Raw genomic sequence first — 18841 nt, forward strand, 5'->3', positions numbered from 1 at the left:
AGACCAGGAGAATATCCATGCAGTTTGAATGGAGCGCTATTTGGCCCGCCATCCCAATCCTGCTTGAAGGCGCCAAGTTAACCCTATGGATCTCGGTCCTGGGGTTGCTTGGCGGCCTGATTATTGGGGTTATAGCAGGGTTTGCCCGCGCCTATGGCGGTTGGCTGAGCAGAAATATCGCATTAGTTTTTATTGAACTGATCCGTGGCACGCCGATTGTGGTGCAGGTGATGTTTATCTACTTTGCATTGCCGATGATGATGCCGGTGCGCATCGATCCTTTCTCAGCCGCCGTTGTTACCATTATTATTAACTCAGGGGCTTACATCGCAGAAATTACCCGTGGTGCGGTGCTGTCAATCCACAATGGGTTCCGCGAGGCGGGTCTGGCTCTCGGCTTATCCAAACGCGATACCTTGCGTTACGTAATTGCCCCTTTGGCCCTGCGCCGTATGCTGCCGCCACTCGGTAACCAGTGGATTGTCAGTATTAAAGACACCTCACTGTTTATCGTGATTGGCGTTGCAGAACTGACTCGTCAGGGTCAGGAAATTATTGCCGGCAACTTCCGCGCCATGGAGATATGGAGTGCGGTGGCGGTGATCTACCTGATTATCACCTTGGCTCTGAGCTTCGTTCTGCGCCGGTTAGAAAGAAAGCTGAAAATAATATGATTGAATTCAAAAACGTCTCTAAACACTTTGGTAAAACCCAGGTGCTTCACGATATCAATCTGAATATCACCAAAGGTGAAGTGGTGGTGATTATTGGCCCTTCCGGCTCGGGTAAGTCCACCCTGCTGCGTTGTATCAATAAGCTGGAAGTCATCACCAGTGGTGAGTTGATTGTCGATGGTCTGAATGTCAATGATCCCAAAGTCGATGAGCGCCTGATTCGTCAGGAAGCTGGCATGGTGTTTCAACAGTTTTATCTGTTCCCACATCTGACAGCCTTGGAAAACGTCGCTTTTGGTCCGATTCGCGTTCGTGGTGCGTCTAAAGAGGCAGCTAACAAACTTGCTATGGCGTTGTTAACCAAGGTTGGCTTGGAAGAACGTGCCCATCATTATCCGGCAGAGCTATCGGGTGGCCAACAGCAGCGTGTGGCTATTGCCCGTGCGCTGGCGGTAAAACCCAAGTTGATGCTGTTTGATGAGCCAACCTCTGCGCTGGACCCGGAATTGCGTCACGAAGTATTGACGGTAATGAAGGATTTGGCCGAAGAAGGTATGACCATGGTTATCGTGACTCACGAAGTGGGTTTTGCCCAGAAAGTGGCATCGCGCCTTATCTTCATTGATAAAGGCCGAGTCGCTGAAGATGGCAACCCGGATAGCCTGATCTCAAATCCACCAAGTGAACGTTTACGGGAATTCCTGCAACACGTTTCCTGATGATGGGCTGACATTACCCTAGCATACCGCTGGCGGGCATCTTGATGATCCCCGCCAGATTTTTTTGTGTTGAGTTGATAAGCCGATCATACCTGCGGCCTCAAGGACGAAGCAGAGAATACCCAAAGTCATTGGCGTTGCAGGTAGGCGGCCAGTAAACGCATCCCGATGAGCTGACTCAAGTCAGTGATTCGGGTAAGTGCACGCAGCCAACACCCCTGCGGCCTCAAGGACGAAGAAAAGAATACCCAAAGTCATTGGCGTTGCAGGTAGGCGGCCAGCAAATGCATCCCGATGAGCTGACTCAAGTCAGTGATTCGGGTAAGTGCGCGCAGCCAACACCTTGCGCCTCAAGGACGAAGAAAAGAATACCCAAAGTCATTGGCGTTGCAGGTAGGCGGCCAGCAAACGCATCCCGATGAGCTGACTCAAGTCAGTGATTCGGGTAAGTGCGCGCAGCCAACACCCCTGCGGCCTCAAGGATGAAGAAAAGAATACCCAAAGTCATTGGCGTTGCAGGTAGGCGGCCAGCAAACGCATCCCGATGAGCTGACTCAAGTCAGTGATTCGGGTAAGTGCGCGCAGCCAACACCTTGCGCCTCAAGGACGAAGAAAAGAATACCCAAAGTCATTGGCGTTGCAGGTAGGCGGCCAGCAAACGCATCCCGATGAGCTGACTCAAGTCAGTGATTCGGGTAAGTGCGCGCAGCCAACACCCCTGCGGCGTCAAGGACGAAGGGTATTACCAACGTTCAGCTTTCCACGCCACCTGCTGCTCCGGCGTCAGGAACGTCCATGCCACAAACCGGCTGACTTTTTGCCCTTGTGCCATATCAATGGTGCGGACCTCTACGGCGTTGGCATAGCGCAGGGCATGATAGATTGCCGGTAAGGTGGTCTTTTTAGAGATTAATGAGGTGAACCAAAAGCAGTTTTGCGCCTTAGTTGCGCTCTCCGCTACCATACGGCTAACAAACCCTTCTTCGCCACCTTCACACCATAATTCGCTATTTTTCCCGCCAAAGTTTTGTACCGGTTTAGCGGCAACTTCACTTTTACCCAGTTTATGTAACTTGCGACGCGTGGTTGCTGCGGCCTCCTCAGCGGAGGCATGGAACGGCGGATTACACAGTGTGGCATCGTAACGTTCATTCACCGCCAGAATACCGTCGAAAATGGCCTGGGGATCTTTTTGCTGTTTAAGGCGCAAGGTGTTTTTCAGCGTCGGGTTCATCGACACCACCATTTTTGCAGCACTGAGGGCTTGTGGATCAATATCAGTCCCGGTAAAACGCCAGCCGTATTCCCGCTGACCAATAATCGGATAAATGCAGTTCGCACCGACACCAATATCCAACAGCGCAATATTTCTACCCTGCGGGATAACCCCTTCATTGCAACTGGCCAATAAATCGGCCAAATGATGCACATAGTCAGCACGACCAGGGATGGGGGGGCATAAGAAATCAGCCGGAATATCCCAATATTCAATGCCGTAGAAATGTTTCAGCAATGCCCGGTTGAGCATTTTGACCGCCAGAGGATCGGCAAAATCGATAGAAATATCACCATAGGCAGTAGGTGCCAGAAAAGGAACTAACTCAGGGCAACTTACTGAAAGAGAATCAAAATCATAGCGTGAGCGATGACGATTTCGGGGATGTAATCCGCTTTTTTCTTTGGGGAATATTTTTTTGTTTTCCATCGTCTGGCTCTCTGATCGGCATTTTCTGGCGCGTAAGATAGCATAAATCGCCGCAGAGCGGGTGGTGGGTATTGCCATCAAAGTAAAAGTGAATCCTATCGGTTGGATACTTCATCTGATGTCATAACCACAACTCGCTCAGAACAAATTGGCTTAGTTTGGTGCCGCTATCTGATGCTACTTTACGCGGCCGCGCGCGCAAAAAACTCACATAGTCTTAATCTGTTGCAACGCATGATCGGGAGTATCCGCTCGCCCGACCGCGACCAGACAACATGCTAGTTGCTTCTGAATAGCATCAGGAATAGGCCACTCTCCAGCCAGACAACCTTCAATCCAGCGTGCCGTTATGGCGGCATCTTTCGACTGGGGTAACACCAGTTCGCCCGGTTCTGGCTGACGTTCCAGTAAAATTTGCTGCACTCCCCCGTTAATGTAATGAATCGGTGGGCAGCGTGAGGGGTTAGCATAAACCTCCCCTTCAGTCCCTTGCTGTAGCAGTGCCGGTGAGCCGATCGCCTGAAAAAAACCGCCAACCTTTTGCATATATTCTGGGTGAGAAACACTGGCAAGGCGCAATGCATTATCGTGAATAAACGGGGTTGCCAATTTTGCCAGTGTGTGACTGCTGTTTCTAACCCCCATTCGCCAGCGTAACTGCAATTGCTGGTCTAATTGGGCCGATAATGCTGATACAGGGATAAATACCGGTAACCCACTATCAAGCCGCTGCTGGGCGTCGGCGGCGTTAAGTGACCACGGGATATTCAGTTGTTGGAAGATCTCGGCACTGGTTACCCGACTGCTGTCCTCGGTCACGCCGTGTACCACCACGGGCAGCCCCATACGTGACAGGAGTAATGCCAGTAACGGTGTTAAATTCGCTTGTTTACGCGCGCCATTGTAACTTGGGATCACTACCGGTAACGGGTAGTCCGTAGGCGCGCGCAGTGACATGACCTGCTCTTGCATCGCCTGATAAAACCCCAGGATTTCCTGCTCAGACTCCCCTTTGATACGAAAGGCTATCAGGATGCCCCCCAATTCCAGATCGGGAACATGCCCAGCCAGCATGGCTTTATACAACGCATAGGCGGTAGGCTTTTCCAGATCGCGGGCATGATTTTTACCGCGCCCAATTTCTTTAATAATGTTGCTGTAATCCATGGTGCGGTATTTCCCCTGTCCATCACGGTTAAACATAAATCAGGTAACTTATTGCTGAAACTTTATCACTAATAGTGATATTGATACCCGAAATAATTCGTGTTGCGCAGCCAAGAGAGAGGGGGCACTGCATGGTAGTTAGCTAGCGGGTGAAACCCGCCACTGCCGGAACAACTTGCAGCAGTGACAGGTAAATCACAGTGGCTTGTTCAACTCTTCCGGTGGACTAAACAGTACCCGGTAAATAGCGCCACCTAAGGCTCCGCCTACCAATGGGGCTAGCCAGAATACCCATAACTGTTGCAATGCAATTCCACCGGCAAAAATTGCCACAGCAGTGCTACGAGCAGGATTTACCGAGGTATTATCCACTGGAATACTGATTAAATGGATCAACGTAAGACATAACCCAATAGCCAGCGGCGCTGCAACGGTGGGAGAAGGCTTATCAGTCACCCCCATAATCACCATCACAAACCCCATAGTGAGAACCACTTCCGCCACCAGCACGGCTTGTAAGCTATAGCCCCCCGGCGAACGAACACCAAAACCATTACTGGCGAATCCGGCACTGACATCAAAACCAACTTTACCACTGGCGATTAAATACAAAACAGCCGCCCCCGCCAGCCCCCCCAGTACTTGCGCCACAATATAGGGTACCAATTGTGCGCCAGAGAAACGCCCTCCTACCCATAAACCGAGTGACACTGCTGGGTTAAAATGCGCACCAGAGATATGCCCCAGTGCGTATGCCATCGTGACAACTGTCAGCCCGAAGGCTAGTGCCACCCCCAAAAATCCGATACCCGCCACTGGGAACATTGCAGCCAAGACTGCGCTACCACACCCGCCTAACACCAGCCAGAAAGTGCCAATAAACTCTGCCATTAGCTGTTTCATTCTGCTTTACCCCTGCCCGCTAAACATGTCGATAACAGTTAACGTTGCCGCTAACCAATAATCCGCCATTTACACCGGAGGTACTGCCAGGCTTGACTTGTTCGAGTCAGCTCACCAGCGGCTTATATAATCTTAGTCACTGGATTTATACACATAGGGAAAGATTTCAGATGAAATAGTAATTTGTATTAATAATAAATTAAAAAGAGGAAATATTACTTTACTCCCCGTTTCCGTTTTGCTCGTTTTGCCGCAGGCTTAGCCACTACGTTGACAACGGATACCGGCCCCCCTTCAGGCATCTCCGGTTGCTCAATCGGGAAAACAGGTAGCGCTGCCAACAACCGCGAACCATAGCCTTTAGTTAATAAACGCCGGTCATAAATAACAATTTCACCATGGCATTGATTACTACGAATCAAACGCCCAACCTGTTGGATTAGGTTAAACGAAGCACTTGGCAAACTTTGTACTTCAAACGGATAACGTTTTAACGACTTCAACCACTCCCCTTCCGTGAGGATCACCGGGCTATCGATAGGCGGGAATGAGATTTTGTGAATATGAACCTGGGTCAACAACTCACCTTTCAAATCCAACCCTTCTGCAAATGATTGCAGGCCAATCAATACACTGGCGGTACCGTTATTAACCCGCTTACGATGCTCTTCCACCAGCCGATAACGGGGTTGATCTCCCTGCACCAGCAGCATCAAGCGCAGATCCGTCACATGGCTGAGAAAGGTTTGCATCGCCCTATGGCTACTGAACAAAATCAACATGCCTTTATGCCGCCCGCTGGCCTGCTGCGCACGGAAAAATTGCGCCATTTCCGCCAGATGTTCAGCCTCATGGGCCATAGTCGGCTCGAAACGCATTTTGGGGATGATCAACTTCCCCTGTTCAATATGATTAAACGGTGATGACAGTGTTTCAAACCGGTCGCCGGCCTTCTCACTCAGGCCACTAAGCTCTTGCAAGCGGGCAAAGCTGTTGAGTGAACGCAATGTCGCTGAAGTCACAATCACATGGGGGACTTTACGCCATAACATTTTATCAAGTTGGTCACTGACACGTATCCCGACACAGTGGAAATAGAGATGTGTTTGATTCTCGCGGTAATCACGGGTTACCCATTTGGATATCGGCGCATTCGAGGCTTTTTCCATCGCTGCTAACCGCCAAAGTTTGCTCATGGCCTCCAGATAACCCAATGTACGGCTCATTTGCAGGATGGCGCGATGCAGACGCACAATATCGTGCTTACCGGTTTGCTCACTCAAATCATTGAGTACAAATTCGGCCAAGCCGCGCAGGGCATCTGTCAGCTTGAATAATTTGGCACAATCTTCCGTCAAACTCCCCGGTAACTCACCCATTTCAAAACGGTATACTGCCGGATTACCATCAGTAGGAAGCAGTTGACTGACTTGTTGCTCCACACTCAACATCAGCTCGCGCAACTGCTCGCAATGGTCTTTCAGACGTTCTGGATTCGCTAAACCCGGTGGATTTTTAGGCCGGTATTGCACCATGCATTGATCCACCAGCCGCACAATCATATCCAACTGCATATTGGCAAAGAACGCGGTGATCTCACCTTCAATTTCCAGTGCATCGCGCGCCACATCGGGCAAATGGTGGCCTTCATCCAACACTAGCAGTAACTCTTTCGGATTGGGTAGCACCGATTCAGTTTCCAATGCAGCCATCACTAATGCGTGGTTGGCGACCACAACATCAGCACTTTCTATTTCTTTGCGTGCGATAAAGAACGGACACTCACGAAAATAATGGCAGTTACGCCCAAGGCAATTCGCCTTATCAGTACTCAATTTAGTCCACAGGCTGTCACTGAGCGCCAACTGATGATGGTCGCGCAGCCCGTCCCAGACATGGCTGCTCAGTAACTTAGACAGTGCCAGACAGGTTGCTTGTTCCTCACCATTGGCGGGAGCCAATTCATCGCCGAGAAACAGGGATAAATCCCCCTGCCCAGAAACATCGGTACACATAGCCGCCAGATTACGCGGACACACATACCGCCCGCGCCCAAATGCACCGGTGAATTTAAGGTCGGGAATGATTTTCTTCAACAGCGGCAAATCTTTACTGTAAATCTGATCCTGTAATGCCACGTTAGCGGTACTGACCACCAATGGCTTGCTTTCTGCTCGGCCGACTGCAATGCCAGGAATCAGATAAGACAGGGTTTTGCCAACACCGGTCGGGGCCTCAATAGCCAAATGACGGCCAGCGTCACCGGCCAGCGTTTTCGCCACTTCGGCGATCATCTGGCGCTGCGGTGCCCGAGAGATGAAATCCGGGATCTGCTGCTGGAGAGCCTTATACCACTGACTGATTTGTTCTTTTACTGCCGGGGACAACGCCATGCATATCTTATCTAAACTGAGTGTTGCCCTATTGTCCCACACCGCAACGCTCACGTCAGCCCGAAAGCATCGCCGTGATAGTTGATACGCCCCCCATGACAATGGGATGAAATTTACGCAATGTCGCAATTATTTATGATTTGTCATAAATATATCACACAGATGCGGTAAAAATTCTGCGCTGGCCGAATTCAGACAGATATTGAATACAGCAAAAAAAATCTACTACTCGCGTCTTTTTAAATAAGAGAAACAGGGCAAAAATATGAAACGTAATCTTCTGGCAATCCTGGTACCGGCGTTATTAGTTGCCACTACGTCACACGCAGCAGAAATTTATAACAAAGACGGTAATAAACTGGATTTATACGGAAAAGTCAAAGCACTGCATTATTTTTCTGATAATAATAAAAGTGACGGTGATAAATCTTACGTGCGCTTTGGTTTTAAAGGTGCCACCCAAATTACTGACCAACTGTCCGGTTACGGCCAGTGGGAATATAACATTGCTGCTAACTACGCAGAAAGCCAGGAAACAAAAGACAATAAAACACGTTTAGCTTTTGCGGGTTTACGTTACGGGAAATTAGGTTCAATCGATTATGGTCGTAACTACGGTGTGTTATATGATGTGGCCGCCTGGACCGATATGTTGCCTGAGTTCGGTAACGACAGCTACACCAGAACCGATAACTTCATGACTGGCCGTACTACTGGGGTGGCTACTTATCGCAACACTGATTTCTTCGGTCTGGTTGATGGGCTGAAATTCTCTCTGCAATATCAGGGTAAGAACGGCAGCGAAACCGATAGCAATAACGGCCGTGCAGATGCCACCAAACAAAATGGCGACGGCTTCGGCATGTCTTCTAGTTATGAAATTGGTGCTGGCGTGAGCGTTGCTGCTGCTTATGCCTCTTCTAACCGTACTACGGCGCAGAAGAACGGTAACTTTGGTAAAGGCGATAAAGCTGATGCCTGGACTACCGGTTTGAAATATGATGACAACGGTGTCTATTTAGCCGCAACCTATGCTGAAACCCGTAATATGACCCCTATTTCAGGCACTGCGACCATTAATAATGCGTCAACAAGTGTAAGTGGTTTTGCTAATAAAACTCAAAACGTAGAGTTAGTGGCACAATATTTATTTGATTTCGGGTTGAAACCATCCCTGGCTTATGTTCAATCTAAAGGGAAGGATATCGAAGGGATCGGCGATACTGACCTGGTTAAATATGTTGACATCGGTGCATCTTATTACTTCAATAAAAACATGTCCACCTATGTAGATTATAAAATTAACCAACTGAGTGACAATAATAAACTTAAGTTGAATACTGACAACGTTGTTGCGCTAGGTTTAGTTTATCAGTTCTAAGCTTCTTGCATTGGTATGACCCTCATTGATTTACTGTTTGAATGCTTCATTGTGAATTTATTACCTGTTATTACGCCGGGATAACTCCCGGCTTTTTTTCTTATTTATACCTTAACTCACTATTTATTTTGCTGAGGGGTTACTGCCAATAACCAGGTATCTCGCAGCGCTTCAGCTACCGCCCCTTTGCGCTTCGCTCCCTCTTTACCTGCAATAACAGTAAAGTCGGCCTGTTTGATCCACCGCTGGTAGCGATTCTCGCCTAACGCTTTATCTGCCTGAACCATCAGTGGAACCAACCGCACACCCATGTGATCAAGACTGCGATAGGGCCACGTTGTCTGCTCATCAGAATAAGGGGCCATAAAATCAAGCGCTTTAATCAAACTACTGCCATTAGGTGTTTGATAACGCCACAGGTCGATTTGCACTTTATCTGCCAACTGCGCCATCAACGTCGCAGCCTGCAAACTGAAATAACTGTAATGGAAAGAACGGGTCCGTGCCAATTCCAGTGGTTGCGAGCCTTCCGCAGCGAGCTGAGTATCCAGTTTAGTTTTCAATAAGTCAGCCATCTCGGCAACCCGTTGTGGTTGTTGCAAATACCAAGCAATACCCGCTACCTGAACTGTGTACCAATTACCGTGGTTATTCTGCGCCGCCGCCTCTTTTTTACCTGCCGGGCTGTGTTGCAACCAGTGTAAGTATTCCGTCATCCATTGTTGCATCTGCTTTTCATCTTGTGCCGTCCAGCGTGTATTTTGCCGCAACATAATCAGTGAATCGACAATACGGGTTGCAAAGTAGCGCCCATCCAAAACACCGGTTCCACGTCCCGCAGCAATACCCGGCACGCCTTGAGCATAATCGAGGTTCGGGTTCATGCGCGTTTGTAGGTTGATAAACCAGGTTCGAATCATACTAATCGCTTTATCGGCATATTTTTGCTGGCCAGAAAAATACCAAGCCAAGGTCAACGCCTGTACCTGAGCGGTAAAATCAGCCAATCGCACGCCATCGCTATCCGCATTTTTACTGGCTGGATTTATCTGCCCATCTTTGCGCACCCAAGGTAATCCATCATTTTTTTGGCTATCAGGCCACCAGTAGGCACTAAGACTGAGATAATCATGTTTCGAACCACTGGGCGGCACAATACTCTTGTCAGTAACACTTTGATCTGGCCGTTGCAGTGCTTTATCCGCCTGCTGTAACAACTGCTGATAAGCCCGTATGGTCTCCTTTGATGCCTGGTTTTGCGCAATACTCTGCTGGTTATGCTGCAATTCACTGGCTGATAAAAAGGCATAGTCGCCTCTGACTGTATTCCCCTGAGCGGCATCGGCAAACGGGATTATGAGCAAAGTAAACAGCAGCACCAACCCGAGGTATGCCTGCGACAGATTAAGTATTCGAAAATCAAACAGTTTAGTGGTAGGCAAAGCCTGTGATGTCATAAATAGTTCACCTTGTCAGATAACCAGCAACACGAGTATCGGATTTTATGCATCATGCCTGAAGCTACCTTAGCTTTCATGGAGAACACTGAAACTATCCGTTGTTTATTAACTCGTCAGTTATTATATTCAAGAATAACTCACTGTTTTTGCGTAAATTTCAGACGAAAAATTAAAACGTAAAAAAATGATAAAAACCTTTGCTAACGGCAGCCATTCTCATGTTTACTGATACCTTGATGTTTTACCGCTCCCTTTTTTATTGAATAATTATGCTTAAGCAAAATAGCCGTAATCTGTGGTTGTTGGTTGGTTCACTTTTCACTTTATACTTCGTTTGGGGTTCGACTTACCTGGTCATCCGTATCGGGGTAGAGAGCTGGCCCCCATTGATGATGGCTGGCTTACGTTACCTGATTGCTGGCGTATTGCTGTTCAGCTTTCTAGCCATTCGTGGTCATGCCCTACCGACATTACGCCAATGGATGGGTGCCAGTGCGATAGGTATCTTATTACTGGCTATCGGTAATGGGCTGGTTACCATCGCCGAACACCAACATGTTCCTTCAGGGATTGCCGCCGTCATGGTGGCGACTGTTCCATTATTCACTTTGTGTTTCAGTATGTTATGGGGGATGCGTAACACAAAACTGGAATGGTCGGGGATTGCTCTCGGGTTGGTAGGTATCATCTTGCTCAATACTGGCAGCAACTTATTAGGTAATCCGGTGGGGGCAATGTTGATATTATTAGCCTCAGCCAGTTGGGCATTTGGCTCGGTCTGGGCTTCACGGCTGGCACTACCCAGTGGGGCCATGTCTGGTGCCGCACAGATGCTGGTTGCCGGTGTAGTGCTGTTACTTGCCAGTACGCTAAGTGGTGAGGAACTGGAACAAATGCCAACCATGGGTGGCATTCTCTCGTTACTTTACCTGATTGTTTTCGGCTCAATGCTCGCCATTAGCGCTTATATGTTCTTGCTAAAGAATGTGCGCCCAGCGGTAGCCACCAGTTATGCCTATGTGAACCCAGTTGTCGCGGTGTTGCTCGGCATTGGTTTTGCAGGTGAAAGCTTATCAACGACGGAATGGTGTGCATTAGCCGTGATTGTTTCTGCGGTGATATTGGTCACACTGGGGAAATTTCTGTTTAAGCCGCGTTAAGCTCCAACGACCGACGTGTTTATTTTATTCAGAATATAAATGCATCAACCATGTAACATGGTTGTTTCATTCAGTGAACAGATTATAATTCCCTCTGTTTCGATGAAAAGTGAAAAAATTATGCTAAGAAAAGCACTCATTATCCTGATTGCGATAATGGCACTGAGTTCATTAGGCGGCGTTTTTCTCGCCGGGTTGAACATCTATACCCGTTCAACCACCCCACATGAAACTGAAACGAGCGAATCCTCCCCACTGTCTGATATTGGCCCTGCGGGCTTATCCAACAATGGTCAGGAATCACCGTAAGCGCCCATCCAATCGCGGCATCGTTGTTGCAAAAAAGTCTGTAAACCCCTGACCCGCTCTGACACCTGCGAGCGGTGGGGGCACAATAGATTTAAGGGTAAGGCTTCTCCCAGCCAGCCTGGTAATACCTGAACCAAACGCCCTGCTCGGATATCATCGACTACATCGATAGCAGCCTTATTGGCAATACCCAGCCCTGCCAGCGCCCAACGTCGCGCTATCTCACCGTCATCACTGACATATTCACCAGACATCGTCACCTCTTGTTCTTCTCCCTGCCGCATTAGCCGCCATTGGTTATAAAGGCGACCATTGCGCTGATATAACACCGAATGATGGGCGGCCAATTGAGCTGGTGTTTGCGGTACACCATAGCGAGCAAGATAGGCGGGACTGGCACATAACATACGCCGATGTTGCGTTAGAACGGGCAATGCCACCAGGCTGGAATCGGTAGGCACGCCGAAACGTAAAGCAATATCTACCGGTTCGCGAAAGAGATCGGCATGGCGATCGTTGAGTAACAAATGCAATTGAATATGCGGATGTTGTCGTTTGAAATCATTTAGCCAATCAACTAATAAATTGCGACCAAAATCTGAAGGGGCGGAAAGCTGTAATACCCCGGATAAGCCCGTTATTTTTCGTTGAATGGCCTGCTCTCCTTCAATCAATGCCCCTAATGCAATGCGTGCACTGTCGAGATAGCTGGCCCCTTCTTCCGTTAGGCGCAAACTGCGGGTTGATCGGGCCAACAACCGCACGCCCAATTGCGACTCCAGGCGTTTAACCGCAATACTGGCTGCTGCGGGCGTGATATTGAGCCGACGGGCAGCCTCAGACAAACTACCGCAGTCAACAGTTCGAACAAATACATCCAAATCGCTAAATGAGATCATTAGTAAATTTCCTTTACAGGTGATTGTCTTTTTAGTCGATTGTTCGCCAACTTTCAATAGATGACTATAGATGAAGAATGAAACCCTTATTCAAGTACAGGACTCATTATGGACATCACAATGTTATCTCAGCATCAATTCAGTTCTCCACTCAATCAGCAAAAGTTGGTTATTCTTGGGGGCAACAGTGGTATTGGCGCAGCCGTGGCTTATGCTGCCATCAGTCGGGGTGCCAAAGTGGTCTTGGTTTCGCGCCGTTCGGCAGGCTCGCAATCGGTCGATCACGATAGTGCTATGTTGCGCTTATCGGCTGATATGACTGATGAGGAATCACTCAAGCGACTGTTTGCACAGGTCGGAGCCTTTGATCACTTGGTTATTACCGCCGGGCCAGTGGTGCAAGCACACGCTTTGGCTGACACCTCGTTACGCGAGGCTCAGGCAAATTTTGATGTAAAACTGTGGGGAGCACTGCGAGCGATACAATCTGCGTTACCTTATCTGCACGAACAGGGGTCGATAACCCTGACGTCAGGGTTGTTATCACGTAAGTTCGTCAGCGGCCAGTTCATCAAAACAACTATTAATGCTGCATTGGAAGCAGTCGGGAAGCAGTTAGCCAAAGAGCTGGCTCCACGCCGTGTCAATGTAGTCAGCCCCGGTGTAACCGCGACTGAAGCTTATAATAGTATGAGTAATGAGCAGCGACAGGCTATGTTTACAAAAATGGCCGCCTCACTACCTGTCGGCCGAGTTGGCCAACCGGTCGATATTGCCAGTGCCTTTGTACTATTACTGGAAAACAGTTTTATGACCGGTAGCGTGATTGATGTTGAAGGTGGCGGCTTGTTGTAATTGATATCGCTTAGTTTTTCTATTGAGCCATACACGGGGCAATGACTGCCTCGTGTGCTAAACAGTAAAGTATTTATCTCAGCGATTGCTTCAGCAGGAGATTGGCTTGTTTACTCACACCAATAACACTTCTTATCAAAGTGTTATTACTCCTGCGGAGAACGCTTTTTCTTGCATCTTTTTAATTACGTCATAAGCCGAAATCGGTAAAACACTAAATGATTTTATCAATAACCTATCTTTGGCAGACGCGGCTTCAGGAGAATTAACGGTAGCCGTAATAGCCTGGCGGATCTGGGTAAGTTGTTGTGCCGACGTTGATAATGACGTGATAAGGGGCAGACCAGGAGCCGCGTCGGTTTGCGCTATTATTTTTAAACCGGCAACGGCTGAGGGATTGGCTCGTTGTAATAGCGCAAAACTGACACAATCTATTGCGGCAATATCGGCCTGTCGCTGTTGGATCATCGAGATCGAATGGTAATGCCCGCCAGAGGCCAAACTGTGGGAAAAAAAACGCCCATTGATCGCCAGTGGGGTAATTAAAGCACGTAGTGCATTGTATCCAGACTGAGAATCCGTACTGTTGTAGGCAACTACTCTATGGCGAAAATCTGCCAGTTGTTGGCCCTTTTCATCAGCACGGACCACAACCAAACTACGGTAATATTCCCCCGAGCAATAAGGTGATTGATAGCTAAATACGCCAATCAGTTGCACCTGCTGTTGCAATAACGTCATCAGAGGAAAACCGCAGGTTTGGCTCAACAGCAAATCAGGATCACGCCAATGTTGCAGTAAATCAGTAGGCCAGACGAGTTGATCACTTATCCCTGCAACACCACCTATTCCTATAACGTCATCTATCCCTATAGCACCATACCGGCGCAGTTGTTGCGATAATAACTGCCAAAAAGGCAAAACATCCTGCGGATCGACACCATACATAGGCAGCGAAATTAACATAGGCACCTGTTACTAATCAGAGCACTAAACAGCCAAAATATTAATCGTGCCTGGCTATTGGTAGAGATTGTAATTCCCGCCAACGTGACAGCCGCCTGGCCCAACGAGCAAAAATCATATCTGTAATAATAGCCAATAGTGCGACCACTACCGCCCCCTGAATAACATAAGCCGTATTAAAACCGCTAAGCCCAATAATGATTGGAGAACCCAAGGTTTTCGTCCCAACGGTTGATGCTATAGCGGCAGTACCTATATTGATAATGACCGAAGTTCGTATACCCGCAACGATAACAGGTGCTGCCAGAGGCAATTCAACCTGCCACAAAATCTGTCTGGCACTCATTCCCACCCCTTCTGCCACCTCATGAATGCCACGGGAGACAGACTCGATACCAGTGATAGTTCCTTGTAAAATCGGCAATAAACCATAAAGCACCAAAGCGATAATCGCGGGTTTCTCACTAAACCCCATCACCGGTACGGCAATAGCCAGCACAGCTACAGGTGGAAAAGTCTGCCCCATAGCAACAACGGTTTCCACGACTGAGCGAAACTCTTTCCCTTTGGGGCGTGTCACAGCAATACCTGCACTCACACCTATCAAAACAGCGATAATACTGGAAACCAGCACCAATAAGACATGAGCCACTACCAGTGACCAGAATGTATCTTGCAGGTAGACAGGCCGATCGAGATCAGGAAATAACGCAGCAAAGAAACCGTGCAAAGACGTCATACCAAAGACTAATCCAGTCAATAACAGCAGCGCCCAACAAAGAGGATTTCTTAGCCAACGTGATACGTAGGCTACTGCCCATGAAAACGTTATAGCTGTTTTATCACGAGTTGGTGTTGTGTCGCGGGTATGAGCCGTATTAGGTTTCACACGCTCCCCTTCTCTGCCACCAAATCAGCAAAATAAAGTACACCCAGTGATTGCCCATTTTCATCAGCCACCGGCAGTTTATCGGTCTGGCGGGAAACGAACAGGGAAAGCGCCTCGCGCAGGCTGGTGGTACCGAGAATCGGTTGCCCTATTAACGTTTCACCACGCCTGATTCGTTGCTCAGCCCATCCCAGAGATAACAGCTTAATGCCGAGATCACTGCGACCAAAGAAATCACGGACAAAATCATTGGCGGGTTGAGTTAGCATTTCAAGAGGCGTTCCCTGCTGAATGACTCGGCCTTCATCCATCAGGACTATGCGATCAGCCAAACTCAACGCTTCATCAATATCATGAGTCACCAGCACGATAGTCCGGCCCGATAATTGATGAATACGGGTAATTTCAAACTGGAGTGCCGAGCGCGTCACCGGGTCTAATGCCCCAAAGGGCTCATCCATCAGCAAGACTTCAGGATCAGCCGCCAAGGCACGAGCCACACCGACACGTTGTTGCTGCCCACCAGACAATTGATGAGGATAGCGGTGGAGAAATTGTTCTGGTTCCAGATGCAGTAGCTCGAGTAGTTCGATGACGCGTTGGCGAATACGGTCCTGGGGCCATTTCAACAACTGTGGCACAGTGGCAATATTGCGCTCCACCGTCCAGTGCGGAAATAAACCTATTGATTGGATGGCATACCCCATCCGCCGCCGGATATCTTCAGGTTTATAATTACGAATTTCTTCACCGGCAAAATGGATCTCCCCCTCATCATGTTCAATAAGGCGGTTAATCATTTTTAGAGTGGTCGACTTACCGGAACCAGAGGTACCAATGAGTACGGTAAACTCCCCCTTGGCTATCTGCAACGTCAGATTATCTACCGCCCGTTTACCGGCAAAATATTTACTTACCTGATGGAAATGAATCATCGACGTGAAGTATCCATAAAAATAACCATAAATTTAAACAGTGAATCAACCACGACCGCCATCACTATCACGGGGATAACACCAAGCAGCACGAGGTCCAGTGCACTGCTAAGCAAACCTTGGAACACAATCGCCCCCAACCCGCCTGCGCCAATCAATGCAGCCACAACAGCCAGCCCCACGGTTTGCACCGCAACAATGCGGATACCGGATAAAATAAGGGGCATTGCAATGGGTATTTGCACCCGAAAGAACAACTGGCTGCGGGTCATCCCCATACCTCGAGCCGACTCGACAACACTGTCAGGTACTGACTCTAGCCCAGCCACCACATTGCGCACCAATGGCAACAATGCATAAAGCACCAGTGCCACAATAGCCGGAGCCAGACCAATCCCACTAACACCATGCTCTGCCAACCAGGGGATAGCCGCAGCCAGCCCCGCTAAAGGCGCTATTAGCAGACCGAACAAGGCTATAGATGGGATGGTTTGGATAATATTCAATGTCGAAAAGATAGTGCTTTGAAAATGATGAGATCGAAAACAAAATAAGCCGAGAGGGATACCCAGCAGAATAGCGGGTATCAATGTTGCGAGTAAAATATGAAGATGTTGCCACAGCGCATCGTTAAACACATCTTGCCGATTAACATACTCCTTCATTAGAGACAGTTGATCCAATTGCCCCATCGTGAGCAATATCACCACAGGCAGAAGCAGTAAAACATTAGCCGCACTACGCCACACAGGGTTAACAATGGCACGAGATAAGCTATCGATGGCAATCAATAGACTCATCCCACTCATCAGCCAGAACCCGCCGCCCAGAGAGGTGCGAGCCAGACTCTCGCCACCGCCGGCAAGCTGTACGGCGGTCTTGCCAGCCAACAACAACAACCCCAATAACAGCAACTCGGCAAGTAACACCGTTAGCCAATACAGCAGAATATTTTGTTTCAAAAATGCAAAGGTAAGCAGGATCAAGATAGGAATTAACCACCACCAGCCTGATCCGCTGATTAGCGATAGCAACGAGATCCCCTGCCCGGAAATCAATCGGTTAGGTGCATGGCTCACAAAAGACAAACCGATACCGGATAAGACCAATAAAATAGCCAGTACTAGCAGGACCCGGTTCTTTACAGCCATAAAAATCCATCTCCATGACAGGTAACTTTTACCGTAATAGCGGCTGACCTGTTTATTTAATCACGTTATAAATCAGGTAACTACAGCGCCATCCCTGACACTCGAAGTTATCCTTTGATAAACCCTTTCTCTTTCAGATAATTAGCAGCTACTTTCTTCGCATCCTGGCCTTCAACCGCAATACGGGCATTCAGTTGTTGTAACGTCGGCCCATCAAGGGTGGCAAATACAGGATTAAGCAAAGCAGGTATCGTTGGATGTGCTTTCAGTGTAGCTTCACGAATAATCGGTGTCGGCGCATAAATAGGTTGCACACCCTTAGTGTCTTCCAGTGTTTGTAAGCCTAATGCGGCAACCGGGCCATCAGTGCCATACGCCATCGCAGCATTAACACCAGATGTCTGTTCTGCCGCAGCTTTAATTGTCACCGCAGTGTCGCCACCGGCTAATGATAACAATTGGTCTTGATTCAATTTAAAGCCATAGGCTTGCTGGAAAGCGGGCAACGCATCTGGCCGTTCAATAAATTCGGCGGAGGCCGCTAATTTGAATTTCCCACCGGCATTAATCCATTTGCCCAAATCCTCCAGCGTTTTCAAGTTATTCGCTTGGGCTAAATCCTGACGTACCGCAATGGTCCATGTATTGTTTGCAGGAGCCGGTGAGAGCCACACCAGTTTGTTCTTCTCGTAATCTAACGCTTTGACTTTTTCATAGCCTGCTTTCGCATTTTTCCAGGCAGGATCTTTTTCATCCGAGAAGAAAAAAGCCCCGTTACCGGTATATTCAGGGTAGATATCAATTTCACCCGCAGTGATAGCACCGCGCACTACTTTGGTGGTGCCCAACTGTGATTTATTGGTGGTTTTTATCCCGTTAGCATCCAGTACCTGCACAATAATATTGCCCAGTAATGAGCCTTCAGTATCAATTTTTGAGCCAACTCGGACAGTATCTGCGGCCTGTGATATACCGGTTGATGCCGTTAGCACCATTGCGGCCAATGCAAAAATCCGTCCACGGGTTAGGGTCATTGCCATACTTGCCTCTCATGTGCTCAAAGGTGAGTTAACGTTCATTCTTACATACATGTAGTCGCTGAATGTTTACAGGGTGCGCGGTCAGAACCCCTTTAACCAATCAGTAACCATATTAGATTTAGTCCCAAACAAGCCAAATAACCAATTGATATTAAATATATTATTAGCGTTACATTAGGCTTGCAGACTGGTATCTATGATACATAACCATTTGATAGTTAAGTGTTTAAGCCGA

At 48.3% G+C, this 18841-nt stretch carries 17 protein-coding genes; 6 read left to right on the forward strand and 11 right to left on the reverse strand.

Annotated features, from left to right (window positions below; genetic code table 11):
- Positions 1 to 17: 17 nt before the first annotated feature.
- Together glnP and glnQ are read left to right on the forward strand one after the other, a co-directional pair.
- The gene (glnP, locus tag A6J67_RS18295; RefSeq protein ID WP_004709093.1) at positions 18 to 674 is read left to right on the forward strand and encodes a glutamine ABC transporter permease GlnP; all 657 of its coding nucleotides are present in this window, start codon (positions 18 to 20) and stop codon (positions 672 to 674) included.
- Positions 671 to 1393, forward strand: a complete 723-nt coding sequence (gene glnQ / locus A6J67_RS18300; RefSeq protein WP_032906831.1) for a glutamine ABC transporter ATP-binding protein GlnQ — start codon at positions 671 to 673, stop codon at positions 1391 to 1393. The genes glnP and glnQ overlap by 4 nt, the downstream gene beginning before the upstream one ends.
- A 742-nt stretch (positions 1394 to 2135) precedes the next feature.
- Here the strand turns inward: glnQ and rlmF are convergent.
- From rlmF to dinG, 4 genes are all read right to left on the reverse strand, one after another.
- Entirely contained in the window at positions 2136 to 3098 is a 963-nt protein-coding gene (gene rlmF / locus A6J67_RS18305) for a 23S rRNA (adenine(1618)-N(6))-methyltransferase RlmF (protein WP_032907226.1), read from the reverse strand.
- A gap of 207 nt (positions 3099 to 3305) precedes the next feature.
- On the reverse strand, positions 3306 to 4265 hold the full coding sequence (gene ybiB / locus A6J67_RS18310; protein WP_050072870.1) for a DNA-binding protein YbiB: 960 nt from the start codon (positions 4263 to 4265) through the stop codon (positions 3306 to 3308).
- 195 nt (positions 4266 to 4460) lie between these two features.
- Positions 4461 to 5168, reverse strand: coding sequence for an aquaporin Z (gene aqpZ, locus A6J67_RS18315; RefSeq protein ID WP_005189641.1), 708 nt, complete (start codon positions 5166 to 5168; stop codon positions 4461 to 4463).
- A gap of 215 nt (positions 5169 to 5383) precedes the next feature.
- The gene (gene dinG / locus A6J67_RS18320; protein WP_050297710.1) at positions 5384 to 7561 is read right to left on the reverse strand and encodes an ATP-dependent DNA helicase DinG; all 2178 of its coding nucleotides are present in this window, start codon (positions 7559 to 7561) and stop codon (positions 5384 to 5386) included.
- Positions 7562 to 7826: 265 nt separating this feature from the next.
- Between dinG and ompF2 the strand changes: the two genes are divergently transcribed.
- The gene (gene ompF2 / locus A6J67_RS18325; RefSeq protein WP_005189637.1) at positions 7827 to 8942 is read left to right on the forward strand and encodes a porin OmpF2; all 1116 of its coding nucleotides are present in this window, start codon (positions 7827 to 7829) and stop codon (positions 8940 to 8942) included.
- 119 nt (positions 8943 to 9061) lie between these two features.
- On the opposite strand, the gene A6J67_RS18330 is transcribed toward ompF2, so the two are convergent.
- Positions 9062 to 10399 (reverse strand): alginate lyase family protein, encoded by a 1338-nt coding sequence (locus A6J67_RS18330; RefSeq protein ID WP_050297709.1) that lies wholly within the window; start codon positions 10397 to 10399, stop codon positions 9062 to 9064.
- A 272-nt stretch (positions 10400 to 10671) separates the two neighbouring features.
- On the opposite strand from A6J67_RS18330, the gene yedA reads away from it, so the two are divergent.
- Positions 10672 to 11562, forward strand: coding sequence for a drug/metabolite exporter YedA (gene yedA / locus A6J67_RS18335; protein ID WP_005189633.1), 891 nt, complete (start codon positions 10672 to 10674; stop codon positions 11560 to 11562).
- A gap of 120 nt (positions 11563 to 11682) precedes the next feature.
- On the forward strand, positions 11683 to 11871 hold the full coding sequence (locus tag A6J67_RS18340) for a hypothetical protein (protein ID WP_032907223.1): 189 nt from the start codon (positions 11683 to 11685) through the stop codon (positions 11869 to 11871).
- On the opposite strand, the gene A6J67_RS18345 is transcribed toward A6J67_RS18340, so the two are convergent.
- Positions 11856 to 12770 (reverse strand): LysR family transcriptional regulator, encoded by a 915-nt coding sequence (locus tag A6J67_RS18345; protein ID WP_050072867.1) that lies wholly within the window; start codon positions 12768 to 12770, stop codon positions 11856 to 11858. The genes A6J67_RS18340 and A6J67_RS18345 overlap by 16 nt on opposite strands.
- Before the next feature lie 108 nt (positions 12771 to 12878).
- On the opposite strand from A6J67_RS18345, the gene A6J67_RS18350 reads away from it, so the two are divergent.
- On the forward strand, positions 12879 to 13625 hold the full coding sequence (locus A6J67_RS18350; protein ID WP_032907212.1) for an SDR family oxidoreductase: 747 nt from the start codon (positions 12879 to 12881) through the stop codon (positions 13623 to 13625).
- A 135-nt stretch (positions 13626 to 13760) separates the two neighbouring features.
- Here A6J67_RS18350 and A6J67_RS18355 read toward each other — a convergent pair whose 3' ends face one another.
- The 5 genes from A6J67_RS18355 to A6J67_RS18375 form a co-directional block, all read right to left on the reverse strand.
- Positions 13761 to 14591 (reverse strand): phosphate/phosphite/phosphonate ABC transporter substrate-binding protein, encoded by an 831-nt coding sequence (locus A6J67_RS18355; RefSeq protein WP_371113034.1) that lies wholly within the window; start codon positions 14589 to 14591, stop codon positions 13761 to 13763.
- Between the two features lie 40 nt (positions 14592 to 14631).
- Entirely contained in the window at positions 14632 to 15330 is a 699-nt protein-coding gene (locus tag A6J67_RS18360) for an ABC transporter permease (RefSeq protein ID WP_032907221.1), read from the reverse strand.
- A gap of 146 nt (positions 15331 to 15476) precedes the next feature.
- A complete protein-coding gene (locus tag A6J67_RS18365) occupies positions 15477 to 16415 on the reverse strand; it encodes an ABC transporter ATP-binding protein (RefSeq protein WP_050288797.1) in 939 nt (312 codons plus the stop codon).
- Positions 16412 to 17566: an ABC transporter permease gene (locus A6J67_RS18370; RefSeq protein ID WP_050288798.1), complete on the reverse strand. Its 1155-nt coding sequence runs from the start codon at positions 17564 to 17566 to the stop codon at positions 16412 to 16414. Before A6J67_RS18370 ends, A6J67_RS18365 begins: the two co-directional genes overlap by 4 nt.
- A 107-nt stretch (positions 17567 to 17673) precedes the next feature.
- Positions 17674 to 18606, reverse strand: a complete 933-nt coding sequence (locus A6J67_RS18375) for an ABC transporter substrate-binding protein (protein ID WP_005189613.1) — start codon at positions 18604 to 18606, stop codon at positions 17674 to 17676.
- Between the last annotated feature and the right edge of the window lie 235 nt (positions 18607 to 18841).

The sequence above is a fragment of the Yersinia sp. FDAARGOS_228 genome, from assembly GCF_002073315.2.
GTDB lineage: Bacteria > Pseudomonadota > Gammaproteobacteria > Enterobacterales > Enterobacteriaceae > Yersinia > Yersinia intermedia.

Coding starts and splice junctions, on each gene's coding strand:
- glnP (WP_004709093.1), top strand. CDS start 18: ATGCAGTTTGAATGGAGCGCTATTTGGCCCGCCATCCCAATCCTGCTT.
- glnQ (WP_032906831.1), top strand. CDS start 671: ATGATTGAATTCAAAAACGTCTCTAAACACTTTGGTAAAACCCAGGTG.
- rlmF (WP_032907226.1), bottom strand. CDS start 3,098: ATGGAAAACAAAAAAATATTCCCCAAAGAAAAAAGCGGATTACATCCC.
- ybiB (WP_050072870.1), bottom strand. CDS start 4,265: ATGGATTACAGCAACATTATTAAAGAAATTGGGCGCGGTAAAAATCAT.
- aqpZ (WP_005189641.1), bottom strand. CDS start 5,168: ATGAAACAGCTAATGGCAGAGTTTATTGGCACTTTCTGGCTGGTGTTA.
- dinG (WP_050297710.1), bottom strand. CDS start 7,561: ATGGCGTTGTCCCCGGCAGTAAAAGAACAAATCAGTCAGTGGTATAAG.
- ompF2 (WP_005189637.1), top strand. CDS start 7,827: ATGAAACGTAATCTTCTGGCAATCCTGGTACCGGCGTTATTAGTTGCC.
- A6J67_RS18330 (WP_050297709.1), bottom strand. CDS start 10,399: ATGACATCACAGGCTTTGCCTACCACTAAACTGTTTGATTTTCGAATA.
- yedA (WP_005189633.1), top strand. CDS start 10,672: ATGCTTAAGCAAAATAGCCGTAATCTGTGGTTGTTGGTTGGTTCACTT.
- A6J67_RS18340 (WP_032907223.1), top strand. CDS start 11,683: ATGCTAAGAAAAGCACTCATTATCCTGATTGCGATAATGGCACTGAGT.
- A6J67_RS18345 (WP_050072867.1), bottom strand. CDS start 12,770: ATGATCTCATTTAGCGATTTGGATGTATTTGTTCGAACTGTTGACTGC.
- A6J67_RS18350 (WP_032907212.1), top strand. CDS start 12,879: ATGGACATCACAATGTTATCTCAGCATCAATTCAGTTCTCCACTCAAT.
- A6J67_RS18355 (WP_371113034.1), bottom strand. CDS start 14,591: ATGTTAATTTCGCTGCCTATGTATGGTGTCGATCCGCAGGATGTTTTG.
- A6J67_RS18360 (WP_032907221.1), bottom strand. CDS start 15,330: ATGACGTCTTTGCACGGTTTCTTTGCTGCGTTATTTCCTGATCTCGAT.
- A6J67_RS18365 (WP_050288797.1), bottom strand. CDS start 16,415: ATGATTCATTTCCATCAGGTAAGTAAATATTTTGCCGGTAAACGGGCG.
- A6J67_RS18370 (WP_050288798.1), bottom strand. CDS start 17,566: ATGGCTGTAAAGAACCGGGTCCTGCTAGTACTGGCTATTTTATTGGTC.
- A6J67_RS18375 (WP_005189613.1), bottom strand. CDS start 18,606: ATGGCAATGACCCTAACCCGTGGACGGATTTTTGCATTGGCCGCAATG.